At 67.2% G+C, this 26,256-nt stretch carries 25 protein-coding genes and 2 pseudogenes; 11 read left to right on the plus strand and 16 right to left on the minus strand.

The genetic code is table 11. The features are described from left to right. Nucleotides 1-185: 185 nt before the first annotated feature. From ldcA to SB786_RS07095, 4 genes are all read right to left on the minus strand, one after another. Entirely contained in the window at nt 186-1,124 is a 939-nt protein-coding gene (gene ldcA / locus SB786_RS07080) for a muramoyltetrapeptide carboxypeptidase (protein WP_410726894.1), read from the minus strand. 106 nt (nt 1,125-1,230) lie between these two features. Next, a complete protein-coding gene (tadA, locus tag SB786_RS07085; protein ID WP_410726895.1) occupies nt 1,231-1,812 on the minus strand; it encodes a tRNA adenosine(34) deaminase TadA in 582 nt (193 codons plus the stop codon). After that, nucleotides 1,809-2,207 carry a DnaJ family domain-containing protein gene (locus SB786_RS07090; RefSeq protein ID WP_175737619.1) on the minus strand — a complete coding sequence of 133 codons (399 nt, stop codon included), beginning with the start codon at nt 2,205-2,207 and terminating at the stop codon, nt 1,809-1,811. The genes tadA and SB786_RS07090 overlap by 4 nt, the downstream gene beginning before the upstream one ends. A 283-nt stretch (nt 2,208-2,490) precedes the next feature. Beyond that, nucleotides 2,491-3,708, minus strand: coding sequence for an MFS transporter (locus SB786_RS07095; RefSeq protein WP_410726896.1), 1,218 nt, complete (start codon nt 3,706-3,708; stop codon nt 2,491-2,493). Nucleotides 3,709-4,022: 314 nt separating this feature from the next. Here SB786_RS07095 and SB786_RS07100 point away from each other — a divergent pair, with 314 nt between their 5' ends. After that, nucleotides 4,023-4,793 (plus strand): GntR family transcriptional regulator, encoded by a 771-nt coding sequence (locus SB786_RS07100; RefSeq protein ID WP_410726897.1) that lies wholly within the window; start codon nt 4,023-4,025, stop codon nt 4,791-4,793. 13 nt (nt 4,794-4,806) lie between these two features. Here SB786_RS07100 and SB786_RS07105 read toward each other — a convergent pair whose 3' ends face one another. Continuing rightward, entirely contained in the window at nt 4,807-5,859 is a 1,053-nt protein-coding gene (locus SB786_RS07105; RefSeq protein ID WP_410726898.1) for an RNA-guided endonuclease InsQ/TnpB family protein, read from the minus strand. A 92-nt stretch (nt 5,860-5,951) separates the two neighbouring features. On the opposite strand from SB786_RS07105, the gene SB786_RS07110 reads away from it, so the two are divergent. The 5 genes and pseudogenes from SB786_RS07110 (at nt 5,952) to SB786_RS07130 (ending at nt 9,516) form a co-directional block, all read left to right on the plus strand. Then, complete coding sequence (locus SB786_RS07110) at nt 5,952-7,691, plus strand: fumarate reductase/succinate dehydrogenase flavoprotein subunit (protein ID WP_410726899.1); 1,740 nt, start codon at nt 5,952-5,954, stop codon at nt 7,689-7,691. A 17-nt stretch (nt 7,692-7,708) separates the two neighbouring features. Then, a complete protein-coding gene (locus tag SB786_RS07115; RefSeq protein ID WP_006764074.1) occupies nt 7,709-7,954 on the plus strand; it encodes a ferredoxin family protein in 246 nt (81 codons plus the stop codon). Between the two features lie 42 nt (nt 7,955-7,996). Beyond that, nucleotides 7,997-8,164: pseudogene (locus tag SB786_RS07120) on the plus strand (ABC transporter ATP-binding protein); the annotation flags it as partial. 40 nt (nt 8,165-8,204) lie between these two features. Then, nucleotides 8,205-9,200 (plus strand): HEAT repeat domain-containing protein, encoded by a 996-nt coding sequence (locus tag SB786_RS07125; protein ID WP_410726900.1) that lies wholly within the window; start codon nt 8,205-8,207, stop codon nt 9,198-9,200. Next, nucleotides 9,197-9,516, plus strand: a pseudogene (locus SB786_RS07130) (gamma-butyrobetaine hydroxylase-like domain-containing protein). Before SB786_RS07125 ends, SB786_RS07130 begins: the two are co-directional and overlap by 4 nt. A gap of 118 nt (nt 9,517-9,634) precedes the next feature. Here the strand turns inward: SB786_RS07130 and guaA are convergent. The 5 genes from guaA to SB786_RS07155 form a co-directional block, all read right to left on the minus strand. Further along, nucleotides 9,635-11,254 carry a glutamine-hydrolyzing GMP synthase gene (gene guaA / locus SB786_RS07135; RefSeq protein ID WP_410726901.1) on the minus strand — a complete coding sequence of 540 codons (1,620 nt, stop codon included), beginning with the start codon at nt 11,252-11,254 and terminating at the stop codon, nt 9,635-9,637. A gap of 107 nt (nt 11,255-11,361) precedes the next feature. After that, nucleotides 11,362-11,961 (minus strand): hypothetical protein, encoded by a 600-nt coding sequence (locus tag SB786_RS07140; RefSeq protein WP_410726902.1) that lies wholly within the window; start codon nt 11,959-11,961, stop codon nt 11,362-11,364. A gap of 6 nt (nt 11,962-11,967) precedes the next feature. Next, nucleotides 11,968-13,428: an IMP dehydrogenase gene (guaB, locus tag SB786_RS07145; RefSeq protein WP_410726903.1), complete on the minus strand. Its 1,461-nt coding sequence runs from the start codon at nt 13,426-13,428 to the stop codon at nt 11,968-11,970. 277 nt (nt 13,429-13,705) lie between these two features. After that, complete coding sequence (locus SB786_RS07150) at nt 13,706-14,533, minus strand: DUF2182 domain-containing protein (RefSeq protein WP_410726904.1); 828 nt, start codon at nt 14,531-14,533, stop codon at nt 13,706-13,708. A gap of 30 nt (nt 14,534-14,563) precedes the next feature. Further along, nucleotides 14,564-15,328 carry a DUF899 domain-containing protein gene (locus SB786_RS07155; protein ID WP_410726905.1) on the minus strand — a complete coding sequence of 255 codons (765 nt, stop codon included), beginning with the start codon at nt 15,326-15,328 and terminating at the stop codon, nt 14,564-14,566. A 113-nt stretch (nt 15,329-15,441) separates the two neighbouring features. Between SB786_RS07155 and SB786_RS07160 the strand changes: the two genes are divergently transcribed. The 3 genes from SB786_RS07160 to SB786_RS07170 all read left to right on the plus strand — a co-directional run bounded on the left by SB786_RS07160 (nt 15,442) and on the right by SB786_RS07170 (nt 18,547). Then, the gene (locus tag SB786_RS07160) at nt 15,442-16,662 is read left to right on the plus strand and encodes a helix-turn-helix domain-containing protein (RefSeq protein WP_410726906.1); all 1,221 of its coding nucleotides are present in this window, start codon (nt 15,442-15,444) and stop codon (nt 16,660-16,662) included. Nucleotides 16,663-16,692: 30 nt separating this feature from the next. Continuing rightward, the gene (locus SB786_RS07165; protein WP_410726907.1) at nt 16,693-17,376 is read left to right on the plus strand and encodes a glutaminyl-peptide cyclotransferase; all 684 of its coding nucleotides are present in this window, start codon (nt 16,693-16,695) and stop codon (nt 17,374-17,376) included. 181 nt (nt 17,377-17,557) lie between these two features. Beyond that, nucleotides 17,558-18,547 (plus strand): DMT family transporter, encoded by a 990-nt coding sequence (locus SB786_RS07170; protein ID WP_410726908.1) that lies wholly within the window; start codon nt 17,558-17,560, stop codon nt 18,545-18,547. A 31-nt stretch (nt 18,548-18,578) separates the two neighbouring features. On the opposite strand, the gene SB786_RS07175 is transcribed toward SB786_RS07170, so the two are convergent. Together SB786_RS07175 and SB786_RS07180 are read right to left on the minus strand one after the other, a co-directional pair. After that, nucleotides 18,579-18,902: an RnfH family protein gene (locus SB786_RS07175; RefSeq protein WP_006758547.1), complete on the minus strand. Its 324-nt coding sequence runs from the start codon at nt 18,900-18,902 to the stop codon at nt 18,579-18,581. Nucleotides 18,903-18,906: 4 nt separating this feature from the next. Next, complete coding sequence (locus tag SB786_RS07180; RefSeq protein WP_011657270.1) at nt 18,907-19,344, minus strand: type II toxin-antitoxin system RatA family toxin; 438 nt, start codon at nt 19,342-19,344, stop codon at nt 18,907-18,909. A gap of 98 nt (nt 19,345-19,442) precedes the next feature. On the opposite strand from SB786_RS07180, the gene smpB reads away from it, so the two are divergent. After that, on the plus strand, nt 19,443-19,889 hold the full coding sequence (gene smpB / locus SB786_RS07185; RefSeq protein ID WP_006758548.1) for an SsrA-binding protein SmpB: 447 nt from the start codon (nt 19,443-19,445) through the stop codon (nt 19,887-19,889). 227 nt (nt 19,890-20,116) lie between these two features. Here the strand turns inward: smpB and SB786_RS07190 are convergent, their stop codons facing one another. The 3 genes from SB786_RS07190 to ppsA form a co-directional block, all read right to left on the minus strand. Further along, nucleotides 20,117-21,052: an SPFH domain-containing protein gene (locus tag SB786_RS07190; protein WP_410726909.1), complete on the minus strand. Its 936-nt coding sequence runs from the start codon at nt 21,050-21,052 to the stop codon at nt 20,117-20,119. Nucleotides 21,053-21,085: 33 nt separating this feature from the next. After that, nucleotides 21,086-21,520 carry an NfeD family protein gene (locus SB786_RS07195; RefSeq protein ID WP_410726910.1) on the minus strand — a complete coding sequence of 145 codons (435 nt, stop codon included), beginning with the start codon at nt 21,518-21,520 and terminating at the stop codon, nt 21,086-21,088. A 166-nt stretch (nt 21,521-21,686) separates the two neighbouring features. Continuing rightward, nucleotides 21,687-24,086: a phosphoenolpyruvate synthase gene (gene ppsA / locus SB786_RS07200; RefSeq protein WP_410726911.1), complete on the minus strand. Its 2,400-nt coding sequence runs from the start codon at nt 24,084-24,086 to the stop codon at nt 21,687-21,689. Nucleotides 24,087-24,461: 375 nt separating this feature from the next. On the opposite strand from ppsA, the gene SB786_RS07205 reads away from it, so the two are divergent. Next, nucleotides 24,462-25,277, plus strand: a complete 816-nt coding sequence (locus SB786_RS07205) for a pyruvate, water dikinase regulatory protein (RefSeq protein ID WP_410726912.1) — start codon at nt 24,462-24,464, stop codon at nt 25,275-25,277. Between the two features lie 115 nt (nt 25,278-25,392). Here SB786_RS07205 and SB786_RS07210 read toward each other — a convergent pair whose 3' ends face one another. Then, complete coding sequence (locus tag SB786_RS07210) at nt 25,393-26,175, minus strand: TrmH family RNA methyltransferase (RefSeq protein WP_410726913.1); 783 nt, start codon at nt 26,173-26,175, stop codon at nt 25,393-25,395. Nucleotides 26,176-26,256 lie beyond the last annotated feature (81 nt).

Consider the following 26,256-nt stretch of genomic DNA (forward strand, 5'->3'; position numbering starts at 1 on the left):
ATCAAGCGTGTCAGGCCTATTGAAGGCGGCTCACGGTGTATACTCTTCCGGCGATTTTGTTGACAAAAATGGTGCATGCCACGAGACAAGCCCCCTCGGCGGCGAGGAAAATTCATGACCGTTAGTTGCACATATACTTGAAGAAAAGGCGGGGAACCCCCGCCTTTCGATGGCGCCTGCTCGGCTCAGCCGAGATGCGGATAGTCCGACAGCGTAAGCCGGAAACCGTGCGCATTCGCGACGAGCTGCGCCTGCGCGCCGAACGGCAACGTCAGCAGGTCGGGCACGTGACCGAACTGCAGCCCCGTGACGACCGGGATGCCGATCACCGAGCGCACCTGGTCGATCATCGCCTGCATGTCGTAGCCGTTGTCGTAGTCGAACGTCCGCGCGCCCGTGAATTGCCCGAGCACGAGCGCCTGCTGGCGCGCGAGCAGCCCCGACAGATGCAGTTGGTAGATCATCCGTTCGATCCGGAACGGCTGTTCGTTGACGTCCTCGATGAACAGGATGCCGCCTTCGATATCGGGCATGTACGGCGTACCGACGAGCGACGTCAGGATCGCGAGGTTGCCGCCCCACAGCGTGCCCGTCACGTTCACGGTCTGCACCTGTGGCGCTTCGGCGATGATCGTCGTGGTCGGCTGCGACAGCGTCTGCCAGAAGTGCTGCATCGTGAAGTCGCTCGGCGTTTCCGCGCCGAAGTCGGCCGACAGCATCGGGCCGCCGAAGGTCTTGATGCGCGCCTTCGCGTACAGCGCGAGCTGAATCGCGGTGAAGTCGCTGTGGCCCACCAGCGCGATCGGCTGGTCGCGCAGTCGGCGCTCGAGCCCGCGATAGTCGAGCCCGTGCAGGATGCGCGCGGCACCGTAGCCGCCGCGCACTGCGAGCCCGATGTCCGGCAGCGCGCGCTCCGGATCCGCCAGGCGATTCAGGTCGCCTGCCCGCTCGCCGTCGGTCCCGCCGAAACGCTGAAAGCGGCGCTGCGTCGCCTCGATGTTCTCGATGCGCTGCTGCGCGCCGCTCAGGCGTTCGAGCGCGCGATTGATCGCGTCGGGATCATGCGGATAACCGGACGGCGCCAGCAGGCGGATGGTGTAGGACGCGGCGGGCTGGAAGGACATGGCGAAAGGATTCAGGGTCGTCAAACCTGCTTAGAGGGTCCGAACCGGCTCGGGTTCACGGAACCGTGGCAGGCCGCCGCGCTTCGGCGGGCGCGTTCAAGGGCGCTTATGACGCGCCGGCTTCGGCGTCGCGGGCGAGCCGCGCTTCACGCAGCGCGCGGCGGCGTTCCGCGAAGAACGACTTCAGCGCGGCGCCGCACTCGTCGGCGAGCACGCCGCCGGTCACCTCGGTATGGTGGTTGAGTTGCGGATTCGCGAACGCGTCGATCACGCTGCCGCACGCCCCCGTCTTCGGATCGGCGGCGCCATAGACGACCCGTGCGATGCGGGCGTGCATGATCGCGCCCGCGCACATCAAGCATGGCTCGAGCGTCACGTACAGCTCGCAGCCGGGCATCCGGTAATTCTGCAGATGCTGCGCGGCCATGCGCAGCGCGGCCATTTCCGCATGGGCCGACGGGTCGTGCCCGCAGATCGGATGGTTGAAGCCGCGTGCGATCACCTCGTCGCCGCACACCAGCACCGCGCCGACCGGCACTTCACCGGCCGCGCGCGCCTCGTCGGCCGCGGCCTGCGCGAGACGCATGAAATGCAGGTCGCGCGCCGACACGGGCGCGGCTTCGGGAACGGGAGAATCGGTAGAGGCAGCGGATCCGGCTGCCGCGTCGTGCAGCGCGTCGACGCTCACATCGGCCCCGCTTCGGCGGGCATGTCGTCGAGCCCGCGCTCGCACAGACGCTCCGCGATGCGCCGGCAATAGTCGCGCGGCATCACCATCGGGCCGCCGCGCAGCGATTCGAGCGCCATGTCGAGCGCGAGGATCTTCGCCTGCAGCCGGCAGCGCGCGGCGCGGTCGCTGACCGCCTGCAGTTCGTCCTGCAGGTTGCGCAGCGCGCGCAGTTGCTCGACGGCCGGCGGCACGAAGCCCGCGTTCTTCAGGATACGGTTGGCCACCCGCACCTCCTCGGGTACGAGCAGGTCGTCATCCAGCGCCTGCGGCGCGCCGGTACCCGGCAAATCGTCGAACTCGCCCCGCGCGGCGGCGGCGATTCGTTGTTCGACCAGTGCGTCAAGCAGTCTCATTAGTCAATCGGAACAATGCGGCAGCCGAATTCTAGCAGGGTGACGCGCGTATGACAGGCCATTCGAACGTATGCTCGATATTGAGTTTTTAGGGGCCGAATCGACGCGCATGCGTGCCGATCGCCGCGACTTGCCGCTGTGCTGCGCCGCAGCATGCTCTGCGGGGATTTGGCGCGAGTCTGGCCTGATTTGTGCATGCGACGCCGGCCCCGTTTTTTTTATTTTCGTCGGCGCGAACCAGCAGTCGTCATCTCGCCGAAATCGTCATTTCGGGGCAGCCGGGTCATGCGACGACCGGCTGCGAGCGCTCCTTCGGAAACGGCCGGAACATCATCGCAACGAGGAACGCACCGATGCCGATCGCGAACGATCCGAGGTACAGCCAGCCGTAGCCACCCAGCGCATCGACGATCAGGCCGCCGGCGACCGGCCCCGCCGCCATCCCGAGGCTGCCGGCCATCGCGCAGCCGCCGATCACGGTGCCCATCATCCGCAGCGGGAAATTCTCGCGCGCGAGCACCGCATAGAGCGGCATCACGCCCGCATAGATGAAGCCGAACAGCGTCGCGACCACGTAGAACCCGTCCAGCGTGCGCACGAAGTAATAGCCGAGCGCGCCCAGCGCCTGCGCGAGCAGCCCCGCTACCAGCATGCGCTTCGCGCCGAGGCGGTCGCCCAGCAGCCCGAACGCGATGCGTCCGCCCATGCCGGCGAGCCCCTCGACGCTGTAGATCGACACCGCGGCGATCAGCGGGATCCCGCAGGTCACCGCGTAGCTGACCGTATGGAAGATCGGGCCGGAGTGCGTCGCGCAGCAGAAGAAGTTGGTCAGCAGCAGCACGATGAACTGCGGCGAGCGCAGCGCGCCGCCGACCGACAGCGGCGCGGTCGCGGGAGCGCCTGCCGGCGTCGGCGCGGCGTGCGGCACATCGAGCGCGGGCGCACGGCGCACGAGCAGCGACGCCGGAATCATCACGACGGCGGCCAGCGCGGCGATCGCCAGCATCGACGTGCGCCAGCCGTGCCCCGACACGAGCCAGGCCGCGAGCGGCGACATCGTCATCGGCGCCATGCCCATGCCGGCCGACACCAGCGATACCGCGAGGCTGCGGTGCGTATCGAACCAGCCGGTCACGCAAGCCATCATCGGCGCGAACACCGCGGCCGTCGCACTGCCGACGGCCAGCCCGAAAATCAGCTGGAACGCGAGCAGCGACGGTGCACGGCTCGCGAGCGCGAGGCTCGCCGACAGCAGCACGGCGCCCGTCACGACCACCGCGCGCGTGCCGATCCGGTCCGACAGGCTGCCCCAACCGATGCTCGCGAACGCCATCGCGATGAAGCCGAGCGTCATCGCGGCGGAAATGCCGGTCATCGACCAGCCGGTGTCGCGTGCAATGGCCCGCAGGAACACGGGCAGCGAGAACATCGCGCCGATCGCGATGCAGCCCATCAGGCCGCCCGCGGCGACGATCACCCAGCGATAGCGGGAATCAGGCATCTGGTTACTCCTTTCTCTCCGTCGTACAGGCATCGATCAGGAACCGGCCCGCGGCCGCCCTACTAGCCCCGTCGATATCAATACGACGAACGGCGTGCCGGAAAATCGACACGCACGACACCGGCCAGCGCGAATGTCCGATCGTCGGCCGATATTCGAATTCGAGCGACCGACAACGGGCAGATCCCGACGCACATCGGCCGCGCCGCCGCGCCCGCTTTTCCGGAATCGGAAAGTCGAAATCAGAAATCGTTGGTTTGGACGCGCGAGCGCGCTCACTACACTCGAGCCATCTTGTCATAACAAGTTGACCGATGACCCCACCCAACGTCGTGCCGCTGTCGGCGGCCCCGCTCTACGTGCAGATCAAGGACACGCTGCGCGCACGGATCCTCGACGGCACCCATGCGCCGCACAGCCGGATGCCGTCCGAGCACGAACTGTGCGCGATGTTCGACGTGAGCCGCATCACCGTGCGCCAGGCGCTCGGCGACCTGCAGAAGGAAGGCCTGCTGTTCAAGTTGCACGGCAAGGGCACCTTCGTGTCGAAGCCGAAGGCGTTCCAGAACGTGACGTCGCTGCAGGGCTTCGCCGAGGCGATGTCGTCGATGGGCTACGAGATCGTCAACCAGCTGCGCAGCGTTCGCACCATGAAGGCCGACCGCCATCTCGCAACGAAGCTGAACGTGCCGGAAGGCGCGGCGCTCGTCGAGATCCACCGCGTGCGGCTGCTCAACCGCGAGCCCGTGTCGCTCGAGCAGACGTGGGTGCCCGAGGCGCTCGGCAAGCGACTCGCGGGCGCGGATCTCGCGACCCGCGACATCTTCCTGATCCTCGAGAACGACTGCGGCGTGCCGCTCGGCCACGCCGACGTGTCGATCGACGCGATCCTCGCCGACGATGAAATCGTCGATGCGCTGCGTGTCGAGGAAAGCAGCCCGGTGCTGCGGATCGAGCGCCTGACGCACGACGCGGCGGGCACGCCGATCGACTACGAACACCTGTACTTCCGCGGCGATGCCTTCCAGTACCGGTTGCGCATCGATCGGCAGAAGGCGCTCCAACCTGCAAGGAACCCGCATTGACGTCCTCACCCGCCTAAAGGCAGGTGATTCCCACACCTGGCGATGCACGTCCGCATCGGAGAATGTTCAGCGCAGCGTTGGTATCTCGATCATGCACGACACCACAGCCATCGCAGGCCCACTCTCTCATTCGCAGTCCCGCGATACCTTTCGGCCGCGTCGTGCTGTCTTTCGACCCGCACGCCGAACAGGACTGGGTAGAACCGCTTTCGTCCACTTCCTCGAACGTGGCCCCGTGCGCCATCGCTTTGTAACGGAGCTTGTTTCGGAAGGACGACCAGGACGCGTCGTAGACGCTCTTCGCCATCTTGGTTCTGGCAAGTTTGACGGCAGACACGTTGCCAACCGCGATGTAATCGAAACGCCGCACCAGATCGAGGGCGAGCTTGTGCTGGAAGTCGGCGCGGGCATTCGTCACCTTGGCGTGCAACTTCGCGATATGTCGCTTGTGCTTGCGCGCCCGTTGCGCTTTCGCCAGTTTCTCCGCCGCGCGTCGGCCGAATCGGTCATTGGGCAGCTTCTCGCCGGTCGAAAGTGTGGCGAAGTCTTTCAGGCCGAGATCGATGCCAACACCGGAACGGAACGGGCGGGCCTGCATATCGGGCATCTCGATCACGATGTTGAGAAACCAGTTGCCGCGTGCATCCTGCGCAAAGTTGGTCCCGTCCTTGATCTTGCCTTCGGGAAGCGGGCGGCTGTTGAACACGCGAAACGTGTTGCCGGCGAAACGGAACGCGTCACCCTCGCGCTTCAGGTCACGGCCCTTCAGCGGCACCCAGCCAAGAGACTTTTTGCCCCGATAGCGCAAGTAAGGTCGCCGGTGCTGACTGCGCGACTTCGCATATTGCTCGCACGTCGCGTTGATCGTGCCGGAGTGGATGCCGAGTTCCTTACTGCTACCGGTGGTCAGCACGTTCAGATCGAATCCCGTCGGCCACTTCTTGCTCCACTTGAGCGCGTGCTTCTGCGTATCGTTGCAGAAGTTCCAGACGTAGTTCACCGCACGGCTCTGCTTGTTGAGCAGTCCGTTGAGCGACTTCACGCGGTAGCGGTAGACAAGAATCATGCAGGTGATCCTAACCCGTGGAAGAAGCTGCCTGTCAACAGCACTCCTTTCCTTCCCGCCATCAATGGCGGGGTTTCTCGGAGCAAATTCTGATGAACACCCATGTACTCGAATACGACATCGTCGTGGTCGGCGGCGGCACGGCCGGCCCGATGGCCGCGATCAAGGCCAAGGAGCGCGACCCGTCGCTGCGCGTGCTGCTGCTGGAGAAGGCCAACGTGAAACGCAGCGGCGCGATCTCGATGGGGATGGACGGCCTGAACAACGCGGTGATCCCCGGCCACGCGACGCCCGAGCAGTACACGCGCGAGATCACGATCGCCAACGACGGGATCGTCGACCAGGAAGCCGTCTATGCGTATGCGACGCACAGCTTCGCGACGATCGAGCAGCTCGACCGCTGGGGCGTGAAGTTCGAAAAGGACGGCACCGGCGACTACGCGGTGAAGAAGGTCCACCACATGGGTTCGTACGTGCTGCCGATGCCGGAAGGACACGACATCAAGAAGGTGCTGTACCGGCAGCTGAAGCGCGCGCGCATCGCTATCACGAACCGGATCGTCGCGACGCGCGTGCTGACCGACGCGCAGGGCCGCGCGAGCGGCGTGCTCGGCTTCGACTGCCGCACCGCGGATTTTCATGTGATCCGCGCGAAGGCCGTGATCCTGTGCTGCGGCGCGGCCGGCCGTCTCGGGCTGCCGGCGTCCGGCTACCTGATGGGCACATACGAGAACCCGACCAACGCGGGCGACGGCTACGCGATGGCGTACCACGCGGGCGCGGCGCTCGCGAACCTCGAGTGCTTCCAGATCAACCCGCTGATCAAGGACTACAACGGCCCGGCCTGCGCGTACGTGACGGGGCCGCTCGGCGGCTTCACCGCGAACGGCAAGGGCGAGCGCTTCATCGAGTGCGACTACTGGAGCGGCCAGATGATGTGGGAGTTCCACCAGGAACTGCAAAGCGGCAACGGTCCGGTGTTCCTGAAGCTCGACCACCTCGCCGAGGAAACGATCCAGACCATCGAGCAGATCCTGCACACGAACGAGCGGCCGAGCCGCGGCCGCTTTCATGCGGGACGCGGCACCGACTACCGGCGCCAGATGGTCGAGATGCACATCTCCGAGATCGGTTTCTGCAGCGGTCACAGCGCGTCCGGCGTGTACGTGAATGCACGCGCGGAAACGACCGTGCCGGGGCTCTACGCGGCCGGCGACATGGCGGCCGTCCCGCACAACTACATGCTCGGCGCGTTCACCTACGGCTGGTTCGCCGGGCAGAACGCCGCCGACTACGTGGCCGGCCGCGATCACGCGCCGGTGGACGACGAACAGGTCGCCGCCGAACGCACCCGCGTGCTCGCGCCGCTCACGCGCGAGCGCGGCCTCGCGCCGGCGCAGGTCGAATACAAGCTGCGCCGCATGGTGAACGACTATCTTCAACCACCGAAGGTCACGCGCAAGATGGAAATTGGCTTGCAACGTTTTTACGGAATCACTGAGGACATCGAAGAAATAAAGGCGAACCACCCGCACGAACTGATGCGCGCGGCCGAAGTGCGCGCGATCCGCGACTGCGCCGAAATGGCCGCGCGTGCGTCGCTGTTCCGCACCGAGAGCCGCTGGGGACTGTATCACCATCGCGTCGACTTCCCGCATCGCAACGACGCCGAATGGTTCTGCCACACCTGGCTGCGCAAAAGCGTCGACGGCACGATGCGCAGCGAGAAGCGGCCGGTCGAACCGTACGTCGTGCCGCTTGCCGACGACGAACGCAGCGCGTACGCGCACTTGCGCATCCGCGAACCGGCCGCACACGCGGCCGTACTCTGACTCCGAGGAGCCTTACCGTGCCCCATACCCCGCACGACATCTTCCTGCGCAGCAGCGCGCCCGTGACGATCGACGAGGAACGCTGCATCGCCGACAAGGGCTGCACCGTCTGCGTCGACGTGTGCCCGCTCGACCTGCTCGCGATCGACGTGACCAAGGGCAAGGCGTACATGCAGTTCGACGAATGCTGGTACTGCATGCCATGCGAACGCGATTGCCCGACCGGCGCGGTCAAGGTGGACATCCCGTACTTGCTGCGCTGATGCCGCGCGCCACCCGCGCACCGCTCTCCCCGACGCGCACACGCGCAGACGCGCCGGGTGATGCAAGCACAGCTACTCAACATCCGGCCGCGCATCGTCGCCGACATCCGCGTGCCGCTCACGCGGCCACGCACCGACGACAGCACGACCGAGCCCGCGTTCGCCGCCATCAAACGCCGCTCGCTCGCACTGTTGCGCAACGTGACCTGAGCGCGTGTGCCCACCCACTCTTCGCACCGACTTTTCTTCCATGACCGCTTCTTCCTCCGCTTTCCCGCTGCCCGGTGTACCGACCGCCGATCATGCCGCGCTCGTCGCGCGCCTCGCCGCAGCCGATGCACCGGTGCGCCGCATTGCGCTGCTCGGACTCGCGGATCTCGAGGATTCCGAGCTCGTGCCGACCTTCGTTGCGACGCTGCGCGACGATCCGTCCGCCGACGTGCGTGGCGAGGCCGCGCGCGTGCTTGCCGCGTGGGAACAACCCGATGTCGTCGACGCGCTGTGCCGTGCGCTGCTCGACCCCGACGACGGCGTGCGCGCGATCGCCGCGCAAGGCCTGTCCGAACTGAAGGACGTCGCGTCCGGCGCCGTGCTGTGCCGCTGGGCCGAACACGCCGAACCGTTCGTGCTCGTCGCCGTGCTGCGCGGGTTGCGCGAACTGCGCGATCCCGACGCATTCGTGCCGGCGTTGCGCGCGCTCGACGCGCCGGTGTCGGCCGTGCGCGCCGAGGCCGCAGCCGTGCTCGGCTGGCTCAAGGACACGCGCGCGCTGCCGCCGCTCGCGCGCGTCGCAACGACCGACACGCATGCGGACGTGCGGCGCATCGCGATCGGAGCGGTCGGATTCGCGGCGCCCGACGATGCGGCCGTCGTCACCGCGTTGCTGGCGGCGCTGCGCGACGCCGCATGGCAGGTCCGCGAGGAAGCCGCCGCGACGCTCGGCAAGCTGCGTGTCGCGGCCGCACGCGCGCCGCTCGTCGCCGCGCTCGACGACGATTACTGGCAGGTGCGCCTGCGTGCGGTGCGCGCACTCGGACAATTGCGCGATGCGGCCGCGGCGCCGGCTGTCGTCGGACTGCTGTCGCATGCGATCAGCAACCTGCGCAAAGAGGCGGCACTCGCGCTTGGCGAACTGCGCGATCCGGCGACGCTGCCCGCTCTGCGTGGCGCGCTTGAGGATCGCGATCCCGAGGTGCGCAAAGCCGTGCGAATCGCGATCGCGCAGATCGGAGATGACGCACGATGATGCCGCCGACCGAGATCCGCGTCGATCATACGGCCCGTGCATTGGTGCTGCGCTGGCCGGACGGCGCCATGCAACGCATCGGCTATGCACGGTTGCGCAGGATTGCCCGTGCGCCGCATGCCGGAAGATCCGTCTCGACGGCGGCCGGGTCGACGCGCAAGCCGGCCTGACGCTGGACGGCGTGGAAGCGGCCGGCTACGGCATCCGCCTGCTGTTCGGCGACGGTCATGCGCGCGGCATTTATCCGTGGCCGTATCTGGCGGAACTCGGCGGAGACCGGGCGGATGCGACGGCCTGCTTGTCGAAGCAGCGCTGAGATGCCAGCACGGCCCGCACGACCCGCGCGGCACAAAAAACGCCCGGCAGGTTCCCCTGCCGGGCGTTCGCATCATCCGATGCCGTGATTGGCTACCGAGGCACGCCTCGGCGCCGCATCACTCCCACTCGATCGTCGCCGGCGGCTTGCCCGAGATGTCGTACACCACACGATTGATCCCGCGCACCTCGTTGATGATCCGGTTCGACGCACGGCCGAGCAGCGCGTACGGCAGGTGCGCCCAGTGCGCGGTCATGAAATCGGTGGTCTGCACCGCGCGCAGCGACGTCACGTAGTCGTACGTGCGGCCATCGCCCATCACGCCGACCGACTTCACCGGCAGGAACACCGCGAACGCCTGGCTCGTCAGGTCGTACCAGCTCTTGCCGACATCGGCCTCGCCGCACAGCCCGGCAGCCGCATCCTGCGCCGTCGCGGTCGTGCCGCGCAGTTCCTCGATGAAGATCGCATCCGCGCGACGCAGCAAGTCCGCGTATTCGCGCTTCACTTCGCCGAGAATCCGCACGCCGAGGCCCGGGCCCGGGAACGGATGGCGGTACACCATCTCGGGCGGCAGGCCGAGCGCGACGCCCAGCTCGCGCACTTCGTCCTTGAACAGGTCGCGCAGCGGTTCGAGCAGCTTCAGGCCGAGCGTTTCCGGCAGGCCGCCGACGTTGTGGTGGCTCTTGATCGTCGTCGCCTTCTTCGTCTTCGTGCCGCCCGACTCGACCACGTCCGGATAGATCGTGCCCTGTGCGAGCCACTTCGCCTTCGACAGCTTCTTCGCTTCGGCCTGGAACACCTCGACGAATTCGCGGCCGATGATCTTGCGCTTCGCTTCCGGATCGGTCACGCCGGTCAGGTGGCCGAGGAACTGCTCGGACGCGTCGACGTGCACGACCTTCGCATGCAGGCGGCCCTCGAACATGTCGAGCACCATCTTGCCCTCGTTCAGGCGCAGCAGGCCGTGGTCGACGAACACGCAGGTCAGCTGATCGCCGATCGCGCGGTGGATCAGCGCGGCCGCGACGCTCGAATCGACGCCGCCGGACAGGCCGAGAATCACTTCCTCGTCACCGACCTGCTCGCGAATCTTCGCGACGGCTTCCTCGATGTGGTTGCTCATGATCCAGTCGGGCTTCGCGCCGGCGATCTGCAGCACGAAGCGTTCGATGATCTGGCGGCCCTTCACCGTGTGCGTGACTTCCGGGTGGAACTGCACCGCGTAGTAGCCGCGCGCCTCGTCGGCCATGCCGGCGATCGGGCAGCTCGGCGTCGACGCCATCAGCGCGAAGCCCGGCGGCAGCTCGGCAACCTTGTCGCCGTGGCTCATCCAGACCTTCAGCATGCCGTGGCCTTCGGTCGTCTTGAAATCCTCGATGCCGTCGAGCAGGCGCGTATGGCTGTGCGCGCGCATTTCCGCGTAGCCGAATTCGCGGTGGTCGCTCCACTCGACCTTGCCGCCGAGCTGCACGGCCATCGTCTGCATGCCGTAGCAGATGCCGAGCACCGGCACGCCGAGATCCCACACGGCCTGCGGCGCGCGCAGCTGGTGGTCTTCGTACGTGCTCGCGTGGCTGCCCGACAGGATCACCGCCTTCGGCGCGAACTCGCGGACGAAGTCGTCGGACACGTCGTTCGGGTGGATTTCGCAGTAGACGTGCGCTTCGCGCACGCGGCGCGCGATCAGTTGGGTGACTTGCGAACCGAAGTCGAGAATCAGGATTTTGTCGTGCATGGCTGCGGACGGGATGAAGAGAATAAGAAAAGCAGCGCATGAAGCGCTGCGTCAATAACATGGACAACGGCGTCGGGCGGCAGGCGGCTCGCGCGACGCATCGCCGGTCAATCCCGCGACGGCGGGCGCGCGTCGAATGCGACGCTGCCTGACAATCGGTCGGATGCGGCCGGCGTGGCTGCCGCGGCCGGGGCGGAAGGCGCCGCCGGACGGCCGACGACCGGCTCGACCCGCCGCGGCGGTGCGGAGGCCGGCGCCGGTTCGGCCGGACGCTTCGCGTCGCGGGCCTCGAGCACCTGCGCCTTCTCGCGCCGCCGCACGGCTGATGCGAGCCGCACGCCGCCGAGGCCGAGCACGATCAGCGCGACACCGGCCATCGCCGACAGCACCCGGCCGGCGGCCGCGAGCGCGGGACCGTTGCCGGTGCCGAACGACCACACGACCGTCAGCACGCCGATCAGCCAGTTCACATGGCCGACCACGCGCGCGACGGGCGTCGTGAGTTCGCCGTTGACCGCCGCATGGAACGCGAGCCACGCGAGCCCGAGCAGCGCGATGCCGAACGCCTGGCCGAGCATCGCCGGCTGGATGTTCGCGAGTTGGAGCGCGTTGAACAGCGCCTGCCAGGGTGTCAGCACGAACAGCACGCCGAACCCCAGCAGCAGCATGGCATCGACGATCAGCACGGCTCGCAGCAGCGGTTTCATCGGCGCTCAGTCCACGTGGTAGTTCGGTGCTTCCTTCGTGATCTGCACGTCGTGCACGTGCGACTCGCGCATGCCCGCCGCGGTGATCTGGACGAATTCGGCCTTGTCGTGCAGCTCGTCGATCGTGCGGCAGCCGCAGTAGCCCATGCTCGCACGCACGCCGCCGACCAGCTGGAACAGGATCGCGTTGACCGAGCCCTTGTACGCGACGCGGCCTTCGATGCCTTCCGGCACGAGCTTGTCGATGTTCGCGGAGTTGTCCTGGAAGTAGCGGTCCGCCGCGCCGTCCTTCATCGCGCCGACCGAACCCATGCCGCGATACGACTTGTACTGGCGGCCCTGATACAGGAACACGTCACCCGGCGCCTCTTCGGTGCCCGCGAGCATGCTGCCCATCATCACCGCGTTCGCGCCGGCCGCGAGGGCCTTCGACACGTCGCCCGAGAAACGCACGCCGCCGTCGGCGATGCACGGCACGCCGGTGCCCTTCAGCGCTTCCGACACGTTCGCGATCGCGCTGATCTGCGGCACGCCGACGCCCGCGACGATCCGCGTCGTGCAGATCGAGCCCGGGCCGATACCGACCTTGACCGCGTCCGCGCCGTATTCGACGAGCGCCTTCGCGGCAGCGGCCGTCGCGATGTTGCCGCCGATCACCTCGACGTGCGGGAAGTTCTGCTTGACCCAGCGCACGCGCTCCAGCACGCCCTTGCTGTGACCATGCGCGGTATCGACGACGATCACGTCGACGCCGGCCTGCACCAGCAGCTCGACGCGTTCTTCGTTGTCCGGGCCGACGCCGACCGCGGCGCCAGCGCGCAGCTTGCCGTGTTCGTCCTTGCACGCATCCGGGTGTTCGGTCTGCTTCGTGATGTCCTTCACGGTCATCAGGCCGCGCAGTTCGAACGCGTCGTTGACGACCAGCACGCGCTCGAGGCGGTGGCTGTGCATCAGCGCCTTCGCTTCGGCGAGCGGCGTGCCTTCCTTGACCGTGACGAGACGCTCGCGCGGCGTCATGATCGACTTCACCGGTTCGTCGAGGCGCGATTCGAAACGCAGGTCGCGGTTCGTGACGATGCCGACGAGCTGCGGGCCTTCGACGACCGGGAAGCCCGAGATGCCATGCTGACGCGACAGCGCGATCACGTCGCGCACCTTCATCTGCGGCGGGACGGTGATCGGGTCGCGCACGACGCCCGATTCGAAACGCTTGACTTTCGCGACCTCGCGGGCCTGCTCGGCCGGCGTGAGGTTCTTGTGGACGATACCCACACCACCCTGCTGCGCCATCGCGATCGCGAGGCGACCTTCGGTGACCGTGTCCATCGCGGCGGACACGAGCGGCATGTTCAGGGAGATGTTGCGGGTCAGCTTGGTCTTCAGGCTGGTGTCACGCGGGAGAACGTCGGAGAAGGCGGGAACGAGGAGCACGTCATCGAAAGTGAGTGCTTTTTGGATCAGACGCATGGCAAATCCTATGGGCGCAAAAGCGAATTATACGCGAAGCGCTGCGAATTTTCACAACACGAACAACGGGTTAGCCCGCTTCGAGCGTTCGGGGGCCGAATCGTTCGGATCGCCGTTCGGTTCGTTTTCGATCGCTTTTCGTTTCACCCGGGCATCGACCCATTCGCGCAGTCGACCGGAATTCGGGCCGATCGTACGTCGCTGCCGTACCACGCAGCACCCGACGGCGGCGCAGCGCCCGCCCCCGCTCGATGCGCGTCGGCGGCCTCGAGCGCCGCTAGGCGAGCCCCGCCGCCGCGCACGCGATCATCGCTGCGCCGGCGCCGGTCGCGACGCCCCCGACGATCCGCGCGACGCATTCGCCGGCCGGAACCAGCCGCTCGGCGGCGATGGCCACCGTCACGACGGCCATCACGCATAGATCCATCATGCCGGCCGCCAGTGCAACGGCCATCAGGTTCCCGCAGCAGGCGCCGCACCGCGTGGCGGCCCGCACGCCGTGCCGCCACGCGGCGCCGGCACCTGCCCGCCGCGCACCTTCGTCGACCGGCGCGTGCCGGCAGCAGGCCAGCCGGCGCATCTTCCAGCCGGAAAACTGCAGCACGCCGGCGCCAAGCATGACCGCGCCGGCCGCAAACGGCATTGCGGCAGCCAGTGCGGACAGGCGCGTGGCGGCCGCCGCCAACGCGACACCGACGGGAAACACCACCGCACCGACCGCCATCCACACCGAGAAATACCCGGCGCCCACGATCGCGACGAACCATCCCGCACGCGCGTCGCCCGCCGGGCCGACGCTTTGCCGGTATCGCCAGAGCACCGGCGCCAGCACCGGCAGCATCATCGTCATCGTCACCGTCATCGCGCCCCACATGCCGGCGAACCCGGCGAACGCGTGCCCTGCCCGCCATCCGCACGGCCTGAGCCACCCGGCCGACAGCGTCCAGCCACCCGCCATCGGCATGCCGCCGATCGCATCCATCGCTGCGTGCTGCGCGAGCGTCGCCCACACGGCGGCGGCGAACACCACGGCGAGCGCGGCGCCGAACGCGAGTCGGCCGCCGCCCGCCGCGCCGGTCGCAGCCGGTTTCGTCGCGATGCCCATTACTCGCTCCCGTTGCGGTTCGACCCGCGCTCAACCGCGTGCGTATTCGTCATGACGACGCCACCACACGCCCGTCTCGTTGCGCCCGAGCGGCGCGCGATCGAGCCACTGGTACATGCCCCACAGTCCGTCGAGCCCGCGCGCGTAGGTCGAATACGTGTGATAGACGACGCCGTCCTCGCGCACGAACGCGCTCATCCCCGGCCGGTCGAGCGAGTACGTGGCGGCGTCGGTGCCGCACGTCGCCGCGAACTGCGCGACGGCGGCCGGCGGCGGATCCATGTCCATCGCATGGCCGGCCCGTGCGTAGTTGTATTCGACGTCGCCCGCGCGCTGCTGCGCTTCGGTGAACGACACGTTGAAGTCGAAATTGAACTCGCCGCCGTCCGACGACGCCCACGGAAAGCGCCAGCGCATCCGCTGCCGGTATGCGAGCAGCTTCTCGAGCGGCGCGCGCGACACCGCGGCGAGCGTCACGTCGTGGTTCGCGAGGTGGACCGCAAAGCCGTCGAAGCCATCCGCCAGCGCCGAGCACGACGGGCAGCCGGCCTTGTAGTCGGGGCCGAACATGAAGTGATAGACGAGCAGTTGCGAGCGGCCGCCGAACAGATCGTCGAGCGTCGCCGGGCCGTTCTCGGTATCGAACTGGTAGGTCTTGTCGACGCGCACCCACGGCAGCGCCTGGCGCCGCCGCGCGAGCTCGTCGCTCTGCCGTGTCAGCGTCTTTTCCGCGTCGAGCAGCGCGCGGCGCGCAGCCAGCCATTCGGCGCGTGTTCCGGTGAGATGAGTCGTCATTGCGGGTTCCTTCTTTGGACAGGGATCCGGGCACGGCGCATCTGCCGTGTGCGTGGTGCTAGATTAGGGCCGGGCATCGGACGGCAGGGAGTGACAACTGTGTCGGGATTCGGATGGATTCGCTGATCACGGCCGCGGCACGCGCGCTCGCGGCGGGCGACCCGCTCGGCGCGCTGAACCGCGTCGCGCTGCGCGACGACGCGCCGGCACTCGCGTTGCGCGGCATCGCGATGGCGCAACTCGGCGATTTCGAGCGTGCGCGGGCGCTTGTGCGCGGCGCGGCCCGCGCATTCGGCGCGAAGGAGGCCGTGGCGCGAGCGCGCTGCGTCGTCGCGGAAGCCGAGATCGCGCTGGCGTCGCGTGACCTCGGCTGGCCGTCGCGGTCGCTCGACACCGCCTGCGCGACGCTCGACGCGCACGGCGACCACGCGAACGCCGCGCATGCGTGCTATCTCGTCGTGCGCCGGCTGCTGCTGATCGGGCACGTCGACGACGCCGAACGCCGGCTCGCGAGCCTCGATCCCGCATCGCTGCCGGCCGCGTCACGCGCGGCGCACGAACTGATCGCAGCCGGCATCGCGATGCGTCGCATCCGCCCGCACGCGGCGCGCCTGGCCCTCGCCCGTGCGCGCGCGGCCGCACGAGACGCCGGCATCGCCGCGCTGACGGCCGAAGTCGACACGGCCGCGCGCGTGCTCGATACGCCGGCCGCGCGGCTCATCGCGCGCGGTGCGTCGCGGCTCGTGCTGCTCGACGACGTCGAGGCGCTGCTGGAATCGAACGCACTCGTCGTCGATGCATGCCGCCACGCGGTGCGCGACGCGCGCACGACCGTATCGCTCGCGCGCCGCCCGGTGCTGTTCGTGCTCGCCCGCACGCTCGGCGAGGCATGGCCCGGCGACGTGTCGAGAAACGCACTCGTCGCCGCGGCGTTTCGCGCGAAGCACGCGGACGAATCGCATCGCGCCCGCCTGCGTGTCGAGATCGGCCGCCTGCGCGCGATGCTGCGGCCGCTCGCGAACGTCACCGCGACGCCGCACGGCTTCGCGCTCGAACCGCTCGGCCCGCGCGAGACCGTCGTGCTCGCGCGCCCCGTCGACGACCGCCACGCGGCCGTGCTCGCGCTGCTCGCGGACGGCGAGGCGTGGTCGAGTTCCGCACTGGCGCTCGCGCTCGGCGCGAGCCAGCGCACCGTCCAGCGTGCGCTCGACACGCTCGCCGAAGCGGGCAAGGTGCAGGCGCTCGGCCGCGGTCGCGCGCGCCGCTGGATGACGCCGCCGCTGCCCGGATTCGCGACGACCTTGTTACTCCCCGCGCCGCTGCCGGGCGACTAGGATGGGTACACCAACGACGAGGCGACAGACATGAAACGATCCACGGCAGACATCCTCCGCGAATACGGCCCGTTTCCGGGCGGCGACGGCGTGCACGGCGTCACGTTCGACGGACAGCACGTGTGGTTCGCGTCCGGCGACAAGCTGAACGCGCTCGACCCGCAACGCGGCACGACCGTGCGCACACTCGACGTCGCCGCGCACGCGGGCACCGCGTTCGACGGGCGCCACCTGTTCCAGATCGTCGAGGACCGCATCGAGAAGATCGATCCCGACTCGGGCCGCGTGCTCGCGACGATACCCGCGCCCGGCGGCGGCGCCGATTCCGGGCTCGCGTGGGCGGAAGGCACGCTGTGGGTGGGCCAATACCGCGAGCGCAAGATTCATCAGGTGGATCCGCAATCGGGCGCCGTGCTGCGCACGATCGAATCGAACCGCTTCGTCACCGGCGTGACGTGGGTTGACGGCGAGCTGTGGCACGGCACCTGGGAGGCCGACGAGAGCGAGCTGCGGCGGATCGACCCGCGCACCGGGCAGGTGCTCGAGCAGGTCGACATGCCGCCCGGCGTCGGCGTGTCGGGGCTGGAGTCGGACGGCCGCGACACGTTCTACTGCGGGGGCGGCAACAGCGGCAAGCTGCGCGCCGTACGCCGCCCCGCGCGGGCATCCGCGGCGGGCGACAGTGCGGCGGCGGCCGAACCGGCCGAGGGCTGATCCGCCGGTCGTCGAAGGGCGTCCCTGCACGCCGCGATCCGCGGCAAACAGGACCGGGGCACGGCAGCGCTTCGCGGCCGATCCCGAACGCCATCCGCTTCCGAGTGCAGGAATGAACAAGACGCGTTTGCGCCGCCGTCGCTAAGATGCGCGCTCGTCAGTCATTCGTTCGGAGCAGTCGATGCAGCGCGGTGTGGTGTATGGCGTCCTTGCAGGCGCATTGTGGGGTATGGTGTTTCTCGTGCCGCGGCTGATGACCGACTTCTCGCCGCTGCTGCTGAGCGCGGGCCGCTATGCGATGTACGGCCTCGTGTCGCTGGCAGCGGCCTTGCCGGCCGCCCGCTCGCTGCTCGCGCGACTGACCCGCGAGGATCTCGTCGCGCTCGTGAAGCTCGCGCTCGTCGGCAACGTCGCTTACTACATGTTGCTGTCCGGCGCCGTGCACCTGATCGGCATCGCGCCCAGCTCGCTGATCGTCGGCGTGCTGCCCGTGACCGTCACGCTCGCGGGTCTCGGCGACCACGGCGCGGTGCCGCTGCGGCGGCTCGCCGCCCCGCTCGCGCTGGTGATCGCCGGCATCGTCTGCATCAACGTCGACCTCTTCACCTCGGAAGCCGCGCACGCGACGACGCTCGGCCAGAAGCTCGCCGGCATCGCGTGCGCATGCGGCGCGCTGGCAAGCTGGACCTGGTACGCGGTCGCGAACGCGCGCTACCTGCAGCGCCACCATCATTTCGGCGGCAACGAGTGGTCGGTGCTGTGGGGCGTCGTGACGGGCCTGATCGGCGGTCTCTGCTGGCTCGCGATCCTCGCGCTGCCGGCCGGCATGGCGCAGGCGGCCGTCCCGGCATCGCGCTGGCAACTGTTCTGGCTGCTGAACCTGATGCTGGCGATCGGCGCGTCGTGGCTGGGCAACGGACTATGGAACGCCGCGTCGAAGCGGCTGCCGCTCACGCTGTCGGGCCAGCTGATCGTGTTCGAAACCGTGTTCGCGATGCTCTACGCGCTGGTCTACGACCAACGAATGCCGCGCGCGCTCGAGATCGCGGCACTCGCCCTGCTGCTGGCGGGCGTCTATGCGTCGGTGCGCCGGCACGGCGACACGCACGCGGGAGGCGATACGGCCGGCCGCGCGAACGTCACGCCCACTGAGCGCGGCCGCGTGGTCTGACGAATCGGAACGAAAGGGCCGGAGCGACGCGTCAGCGCGCGTCCTTGTGCATCCACTTGCGGCCCTCGATGGAGCCCTCGCGGCGGGTCTTGTCGACCCGCCGTTGGCGCGCGAGCTTCGGATCGACGATCAACGGTCGGTAGATCTCGACGCGGTCGTGGTCGGCGAGCGGCGCGTCGAGGGGCGCGAGCTTGCCGAACACGCCGGTTTTTGCGTGTGCGAGATCGATCTCCGGGTGCAGCGCGAGCACACCGCTCGCGTCGATCGCCGCGCGCACGGTCGCGCCTTCGGGCAGCGACACCGGAATCAGCGTCTGGCGATCCGCCAGCGCGTAGCAGACTTCGATCGACAGCATCGCGTCACCCCTTCCCGTAGCGCTGGTCGGCGCGCTTCACGAACGAATCGACGAACGTGTTCGCGATATGGCTGAACACCGGCCCGATGATCTTCTCGAGCAGGATGCTCGAGAACTCGTAGTGCAGCGCGAATTCGATCTTGCACGCATCGGCGCGCAGCGGAATGAAGCGCCACGAGCCCGTGAACTTCTTGAACGGGCCGTCCGCGAACTCCATGTCGATCCGCGTCGGGCGCTGCTGCGTGTTGCGCGTCGCGAAATGCTGCTTGATACCCTTGAAGTTGATGTCGATGCGCGCTTCCATCCCGCGGTCGTCCTGACGGCGAATCTCGACGCCGCCGCACCAGGGCAGGAAATTGGGGTAGTCGGCCACGTCGGTGACGAGGTCGAACATCTGTTCCGCCGAATGACGGATCAATACTGTTTTCTGGACATCTGCCATAAATCGCGCGGCATCGCTCGAAGTGAGAACGCAAGCCGGGCGATTCTCGCCCCGCTTTGCTAAAATCGTGATTTTAAACGAGTTGGCCCAATCCTTTCATGAGCATCATCGACAACAGGAAAGCGCACTTCGATTATCACATCGAGGAACGCTACGAGGCGGGGCTCGTGCTGGAGGGCTGGGAAGTCAAGGCGCTGCGCGCCGGGCGCGGCCAGATCAAGGAAGGCTACGTCGTCGTCAAGAACGCCGAGATCTTCCTGATCGGCACCCACATCAGCCCGCTGCCCGAAGCCTCGACGCACATCACGCCCGACCCGGTCCGCACGCGCAAGCTGCTGCTGCACCGCGAGGAAATCAAGAAACTGATCGGCAAGGTCGAGCAGCGCGGCTACACGCTCGTGCCGCTGAACTTCCACTACAAGGGCGGTCGCGTGAAATGCGACATCGCGCTCGCGAAGGGCAAGAAGCTGCACGACAAGCGCGAAACCGAGAAGAAGCGCGACTGGGAACGCGAAAAGGCCCGCATCATGCGCGCCGGTACCTGACCACCCGTCCCGCATCGCAAACGACACGGCCCGCTCGAAGCGGGCCGTGTCGCTTTGTATCGCGTGATTCGTGCGGGTGCCGATCGAGCAGCCGTCGCCACCCCGGATGAAGCCCTGCGCCGCCCGTCGCCATGCAAATACGATCGTGATCGCGATTCCGCCGTGCGACGATTCGCCGCACGCGCGGCGCATGCCACGCCCGCCGGCGCCTGGAACCGCGCGTACGCTCAGCCCTTCCCGCCCTCGGCCGGCACCGCGTTCTTGACGATCGTCAGCGCCGACGCGATCGCGGTGCCGAGATCCGACAGGTTCGCCGGCACGATCAGGGTGTTGCCCTGTTTCGCGAGGTTCGAGAACGCGCCGACATATTGTTCGGCGACTTTCAGGTTCACGGCATCCATCCCGCCCTGCGACTGGATCGCGTTCGCGATCTTCTGGATCGCCTGCGCGTTCGCCTCGGCCACCGCGAGAATCGCGGACGCCTCACCCTGCGCCCGGTTGATCGCGGCCTGCCGCTCGCCTTCGGACTTCTGGATCGCCGCCTCGCGCGCGCCCGACGCGAGATTGATCTGCTCCTGCTTGCGGCCTTCGGATGCGGCGATCAGCGCGCGCTTTTCCCGCTCGGCGGTGATTTGCGCCTGCATCGCGTGCAGTATCTCCTTCGGCGGCGTCAGGTCCTTGATCTCGTAGCGCAGCACTTTTACGCCCCAGTTCGCGGCGGCCTGGTCGAGCGCCGACACGATGTTGTGGTTGATGAAATCGCGCTCCTCGAAGGTCTTGTCGAGTTCGAGCTTGCCGACCACCGAGCGCAGCGTCGTCTGCGCGAGCTGCGTGATCGCGAGCACGAAGTTGCTCGACCCGTACGAAGCCTTCATCGGATCGGTGACCTGGAAGTACAGCACGCCGTCGACCTGCAGCTGCGTGTTGTCGCGCGTGATGCAGACCTGGCTCGGCACGTCGAGCGGAATTTCCTTCAGCACGTGCCGGTAGGCGATCCGGTCGACGAACGGCAGCACGATATTGAGACCGGGCGACAGCGTCGCGTGATAGCGCCCGAATCGTTCGAGCACCCACGCATGCTGTTGCGGCACGATCTTCACCGTTTTCGACACGATCACGATGGCGATGACGAGCAGGACGACCCAGATGATCAGCGAATCCATGAAATGTTCTCTCCTTGTTTTATCCGTGGACGATCAGCGCGCGGGTTTCGCGACGACGACGAGGCTGTTGCCGCGCACGGCACTCACCTGATACACGTGCGCATCGTCACGCTCGCCGGTCGCGAGCTCGACGTCCCAATCGGCGCCGCGATACTGCACGCGCGCGCGGCCGTCATGCCACGCATCGACCGTCACGGTCGAGCCAATATCGAGATTAACGTCCGGATTCGCCGACGTGTCGCGCTTCTGCTTGCGCCCGAGCCCCGAGCGACGCAGCACGATCATCGCGATGATCGCGACCGCGGCGGCCGCCCCGACCTGCACGTGCGGCGCGAAACCGGCGAGCTGCAGCAGCGCGCCCGCGAGAAAGCCGAGCGCGATCATCAGCAGATAAAACGTGCCGGTCAGCAATTCGGCGACGACCAGCACGCCGACTCCGACCCACCAGAACAGATGCCCCGACATCATTGTGGTCTCCCGAAAAACAGCTCTCACGCTCGCTATGTTCGCGGCTCGACGAGTACAAACAAAAACACCCCGGTGTCTACCGGGGTGTTTATAGCATGAACCTTGCACTCTGCCTTCACCGAAAGAGCGGCGGGCCGCCCTTTCGTCGAAGCTGCATGACCGACCGTTACTTCCGGTTGGCGAGCGCCTGCCACGTATCGATGATCGTGTCCGGGTTCAGCGAGATCGACACGATGCCTTCGTCGGTCAGCCATTGCGCGAAGTCCGGGTGATCGGACGGGCCCTGGCCGCAGATGCCGACGTACTTGCCCAACCGGAGGCAGGTATCGATGGCACGCTTCAACAGGAACTTGACGGCCGGGTCGCGCTCGTCGAAGTCGACGGCCAGCAGTTCCATGCCCGAGTCGCGATCGAGGCCGAGCGTGAGCTGCGTGAGGTCGTTCGAACCGATCGAGAAACCGTCGAAGTGCTCGAGGAACTCTTCGGCCAGAATCGCGTTGGTCGGGACTTCACACATCATCACGAGGCGCAGGCCGTTCTCGCCGCGCTTCAGGCCGAACTTCTCGAGCAGGCCGACGACGCGCTCCGCCTGCTTCACGGTACGCACGAACGGCACCATGATCTCGACGTTGGTCAGGCCCATCTCGTCGCGCACACGCTTCAGTGCACGGCATTCCATCTCGAACGCCTGCGCGAAGTCGTCCGCGATGTAGCGCGACGCACCGCGGAAGCCCAGCATCGGGTTTTCCTCGTCCGGCTCGTAACGCGAACCGCCGATCAGCTTCTTGTACTCGTTCGACTTGAAGTCGGACAGACGCACGATCACGGGCTTCGGATAGAACGCCGCGGCGATCGTCGCGACGCCTTCCGTCAGCTTGTCGACGTAGAACTGGCGCGGCGACGCGTGACCACGCGCGACGCTCTCGACCGCCTTCTTCAGGTCCTGGTCGATGTTCGGGTACTCGAGGATCGCCTTCGGGTGCACGCCGATGTTGTTGTTGATGATGAACTCGAGACGCGCGAGGCCAACACCGGCGTTCGGCAGTTGCGAGAAGTCGAACGCGAGCTGCGGGTTGCCGACGTTCATCATGATCTTGACCGGGATTTCCGGCAGCTCGCCGCGCTGCACTTCCGTGACTTCCGTCTCGAGCAGCCCGTCGTAGATCTTGCCTTCGTCGCCTTCCGCGCACGACACGGTGACGAGCGCGCCGTCCTTCAGCACGTCGGTCGCGTCGCCGCAGCCGACGACTGCCGGCACGCCGAGCTCGCGCGCGATGATCGCCGCGTGGCAGGTTCGGCCGCCACGGTTCGTGACGATCGCCGCCGCACGCTTCATCACCGGCTCCCAGTTCGGGTCGGTCATGTCCGCCACCAGCACGTCGCCCGGCTGCACGCGTTCCATTTCAGACGGATCCTGGATCACGCGCACGGGGCCCGCGCCGATCTTCTGGCCGATCGCGCGGCCCGTCGCCAGCACCTGCGACTGGCCCTTCAGCTTGAAGCGCTGCTCGGCCTTGCCGCTCGCCTGGCTCTTCACCGTTTCCGGACGTGCCTGCAGGATGAAGATCTTGCCGTCGCGGCCGTCCTTGCCCCACTCGATGTCCATCGGACGCTGGTAGTGCTTCTCGATGATGACCGCGTACTTCGCGAGTTCGATCACGTCTTCGTCGGTGATCGAGTAGCGGTTGCGCTGCTCGTGCGGCACGTCGACCGTCTTCACGCGACCCGGCTCGCCCGGCTGCGTGAATTCCATCTTGATCAGCTTCGAGCCGATCGAGCGGCGGATGATCGGGTACTTGTCCTGCGCGAGCGTCGTCTTGAACACGTAGAACTCGTCCGGGTTCACGGCGCCCTGCACGACGGTTTCGCCCAGACCATAGCTCGACGTGATGAACACGGCGTCCTTGAAGCCCGATTCGGTGTCGATCGTGAACATCACGCCGGCCGCGCCGACGTCCGAGCGGACCATGCGCTGCACGCCGGCCGACAGGGCGACCTCCGCGTGCGTGAAGCCCTTGTGCACGCGATACGAGATCGCGCGGTCGTTGTAGAGCGACGCGAACACGTGCTTCATGCGATCGAGGACGTCCTCGATGCCGACGACGTTCAGATACGACTCCTGCTGACCGGCGAACGACGCGTCGGGCAGGTCTTCCGCGGTCGCGGACGAACGCACGGCGAACGACAGCTCGGCCGGCGAGCCGCTCTTCAGGATTTCGAACTGGGCGCGAATTTCCTCTTCGAGACGCGCCTGCATCGGCGCATCGACGATCCATTTGCGGATTTCGGCACCGGCTTCGGCGAGCGCCTTCACGTCGTCGATGTCGAGCGACTCGAGACGCTTGGCGATGCGATCGGTCAGATCGTTGTGCTTGAGGAAGTCACGGAAGGCGAGCGCGGTCGTGGCGAAACCGGTGGGTACGCGAACGCCTGCTTCGGAAAGCTGGCTGATCATCTCGCCGAGCGACGCATTCTTGCCGCCCACGATCTCCACATCGGTCATCCGCAACTGCTCGAACGGGATTACATACGCCTGGTCCTTTGCGACGTTTGCTGCGTTAGTCATACAAGCCCCTAAGTGTGAAAAAAATGCTCGATTGCGCAAGTGGGCTCGGACGCGGGCGCCTGCAAAAAGGCGCGGCGCGTCTTGCGCAACCTGTTGGAGAAACAATCGCAGCGGCGAAAAATCGCCCGACCCGATTTGCAAAAATCCCGGCAGAAGGGCGATATATTCAGACAAATCGCCGAACTTGCCGGGAGTTTTCGAATCGAGCGGCCAAGCCGGGGGCGCCGTTCGTATCCTGCCCCTGCAATTGCTTATCCAACAGGTTGCCGCTATTCTACCGTGCCGGCTGCCGGATGTGGCGCGACCTTGTCTCCGCGTCTGGAGGCGAATCTCCAGCCGCCGCGCAACCGCCCTTCACGCTCGACGCCCAGATTCATGCTGCCTACCGTTTTCATCGTCTCCGACGGCACCGGGATCACTGCCGAAACCTTCGCGCATTCGATCCTCTCCCAGTTCGACCAGAAATTCCGCCTCGTGCGCGTGCCGTTCGTCGACTCGCTCGAGAAAGCCTATACGACCGTCGAGAAGATCAACGACGCCGCGGTGCACGACGGCCGCCGCGCGATCGTCTTCACGACGCTCGTCGACAGCGAGTCGAACGACATCGTCAAGCGCTCGAACGCGCTCGTGCTGGACATGTTCCAGCGCTTCGTCGAGCCGCTCGAGCAGGAACTGGAGCTGAAGTCGAGCCACGCGATGGGCCGCGGCCACCAGAACGCCGATACCGAGGAATACAAGACGCGGATCGAGGCGATCAACTTCTCGCTCGCGCACGACGACGGCCAGTCGAACCGCAACCTGTCGGAAGCCGACGTGATCCTGGTCGGCGTGTCGCGCAGCGGCAAGACGCCGACGAGCCTGTATCTCGCGATGCAGTACGGCGTGAAGGCGGCCAACTATCCGCTGATTCCGGAAGACTTTGAGCGCGGCAAGCTGCCGTCGGCGCTGTCGCCGCATCGCGACAAGCTGTTCGGGCTGTCGATCGACCCGCAGCGCCTGTCGGAGATCCGCAACGAGCGCCGCCCGGGGAGCAAGTACGCGGCGCCGGAAAACTGCCGCTACGAGATCAACGAGGCCGAGGCGATGATGCGCCGCGAAGGGATCAAGTGGCTGTCGTCGACGCACAAGTCGATCGAGGAAATCGCGACGACGATCCTGCAGGAAATCCGTCTCGACCGGCAGTCGTACTGACGACTGGCGCACCGGCCGCCGTCTGGCCGCCGCCGACAGCAAAAAGGCCGCGTACGCGGCCTTTTTTTCGTGATGCGGGATACGCGCGGGCGACGCCGTGCGTCACGGCGTCATGTCATGCGCGCCGCTGCTGCCGCACCTGCTCGAACAGGCACACCGCCGCCGCGGCCGCGACATTCAGCGACTCCATTCCACCGGGCTGCGGAATCGTCACGCGATGCGTGGCCGCGTCGCGCCAGAACGCCGACACGCCGGCGCCCTCGTTGCCGAACACCCATGCGACAGACCCGGCCAAATCGCAGTCGTAGACCGCTTGCGCGCCATGCGAATCCGTCAGCGCGACCGGCACGTCGAGCCGCCCGGCGAGCGCGTCCGGCTCGACATCCTCGTGGATCGACAGCAGGAAGTGCGCGCCCATCCCCGAACGCAGCACCTTCGACGACCACGCATAAGCGGTGCCCGGCGCGCAGAAGACGTGCCGCACGCCGGCCGCCGCCGCGCTGCGCAGGATCGAGCCGACGTTGCCGGCATCCTGCACGCCGTCGAGCACGACCGACGTGTGCGTGACGCGCTCGGGCAGCGGCTGCGCGGGCCGCTCGACGAGCAGCAGGAAACCGACGCCGCTGACCACGTTCGACAACTGGCCGAACAGCGCGTCGGGCAGCGTGACGACCCGCTGCGCGTCGATGCGCGCGATGATCGCCTGCGCTTCGGCGTGCGCGAGCGCGCCTTCGGTCGCGACGCACAGCTCCGGTGTCGCGCCCGTATCGAGATACGCGCAGGCGAGATGGAAACCTTCGAGCAGCGCCTGGCCGCCGCGCCGCTGCTGCGACGTCGAGCCCGCGAGCGCCTTCAGGCGCTTGTACAGCGGGTTGTCGCGGGATGTAATGCTCTTCATCAGGGGCCTGTTCCCGCTAATCACGGGCTTGCGAACGTGCGTTGCCGGCTGTCCAAAGGGAGTGCCTTCGGGCGCGTGCAA

The sequence above is a fragment of the Burkholderia sp. SIMBA_062 genome, from assembly GCF_046534765.1.
GTDB classification, from domain to species: Bacteria; Pseudomonadota; Gammaproteobacteria; order Burkholderiales; family Burkholderiaceae; genus Burkholderia; species Burkholderia ambifaria.

Bases quoted from the DNA above. Each gene is read 5' to 3' on its own strand.
- guaB (WP_410726903.1), bottom strand. From the start codon at position 13,428: ATGCGTCTGATCCAAAAAGCACTCACTTTCGATGACGTGCTCCTCGTT.
- SB786_RS07125 (WP_410726900.1), top strand. From the start codon at position 8,205: ATGACCGCTTCTTCCTCCGCTTTCCCGCTGCCCGGTGTACCGACCGCC.
- smpB (WP_006758548.1), top strand. From the start codon at position 19,443: ATGAGCATCATCGACAACAGGAAAGCGCACTTCGATTATCACATCGAG.
- SB786_RS07155 (WP_410726905.1), bottom strand. From the start codon at position 15,328: ATGACGACTCATCTCACCGGAACACGCGCCGAATGGCTGGCTGCGCGC.
- SB786_RS07210 (WP_410726913.1), bottom strand. From the start codon at position 26,175: ATGAAGAGCATTACATCCCGCGACAACCCGCTGTACAAGCGCCTGAAG.
- ppsA (WP_410726911.1), bottom strand. From the start codon at position 24,086: ATGACTAACGCAGCAAACGTCGCAAAGGACCAGGCGTATGTAATCCCG.
- SB786_RS07100 (WP_410726897.1), top strand. From the start codon at position 4,023: ATGACCCCACCCAACGTCGTGCCGCTGTCGGCGGCCCCGCTCTACGTG.
- SB786_RS07165 (WP_410726907.1), top strand. From the start codon at position 16,693: ATGAAACGATCCACGGCAGACATCCTCCGCGAATACGGCCCGTTTCCG.
- SB786_RS07105 (WP_410726898.1), bottom strand. From the start codon at position 5,859: ATGATTCTTGTCTACCGCTACCGCGTGAAGTCGCTCAACGGACTGCTC.
- SB786_RS07090 (WP_175737619.1), bottom strand. From the start codon at position 2,207: ATGAGACTGCTTGACGCACTGGTCGAACAACGAATCGCCGCCGCCGCG.
- SB786_RS07170 (WP_410726908.1), top strand. From the start codon at position 17,558: ATGCAGCGCGGTGTGGTGTATGGCGTCCTTGCAGGCGCATTGTGGGGT.
- SB786_RS07150 (WP_410726904.1), bottom strand. From the start codon at position 14,533: ATGGGCATCGCGACGAAACCGGCTGCGACCGGCGCGGCGGGCGGCGGC.
- SB786_RS07190 (WP_410726909.1), bottom strand. From the start codon at position 21,052: ATGGATTCGCTGATCATCTGGGTCGTCCTGCTCGTCATCGCCATCGTG.
- SB786_RS07180 (WP_011657270.1), bottom strand. From the start codon at position 19,344: ATGGCAGATGTCCAGAAAACAGTATTGATCCGTCATTCGGCGGAACAG.
- guaA (WP_410726901.1), bottom strand. From the start codon at position 11,254: ATGCACGACAAAATCCTGATTCTCGACTTCGGTTCGCAAGTCACCCAA.
- SB786_RS07140 (WP_410726902.1), bottom strand. From the start codon at position 11,961: ATGAAACCGCTGCTGCGAGCCGTGCTGATCGTCGATGCCATGCTGCTG.
- SB786_RS07205 (WP_410726912.1), top strand. From the start codon at position 24,462: ATGCTGCCTACCGTTTTCATCGTCTCCGACGGCACCGGGATCACTGCC.
- ldcA (WP_410726894.1), bottom strand. From the start codon at position 1,124: ATGTCCTTCCAGCCCGCCGCGTCCTACACCATCCGCCTGCTGGCGCCG.
- SB786_RS07175 (WP_006758547.1), bottom strand. From the start codon at position 18,902: ATGCTGTCGATCGAAGTCTGCTACGCGCTGGCGGATCGCCAGACGCTG.
- SB786_RS07110 (WP_410726899.1), top strand. From the start codon at position 5,952: ATGAACACCCATGTACTCGAATACGACATCGTCGTGGTCGGCGGCGGC.
- SB786_RS07160 (WP_410726906.1), top strand. From the start codon at position 15,442: ATGGATTCGCTGATCACGGCCGCGGCACGCGCGCTCGCGGCGGGCGAC.
- SB786_RS07195 (WP_410726910.1), bottom strand. From the start codon at position 21,520: ATGATGTCGGGGCATCTGTTCTGGTGGGTCGGAGTCGGCGTGCTGGTC.
- SB786_RS07095 (WP_410726896.1), bottom strand. From the start codon at position 3,708: ATGCCTGATTCCCGCTATCGCTGGGTGATCGTCGCCGCGGGCGGCCTG.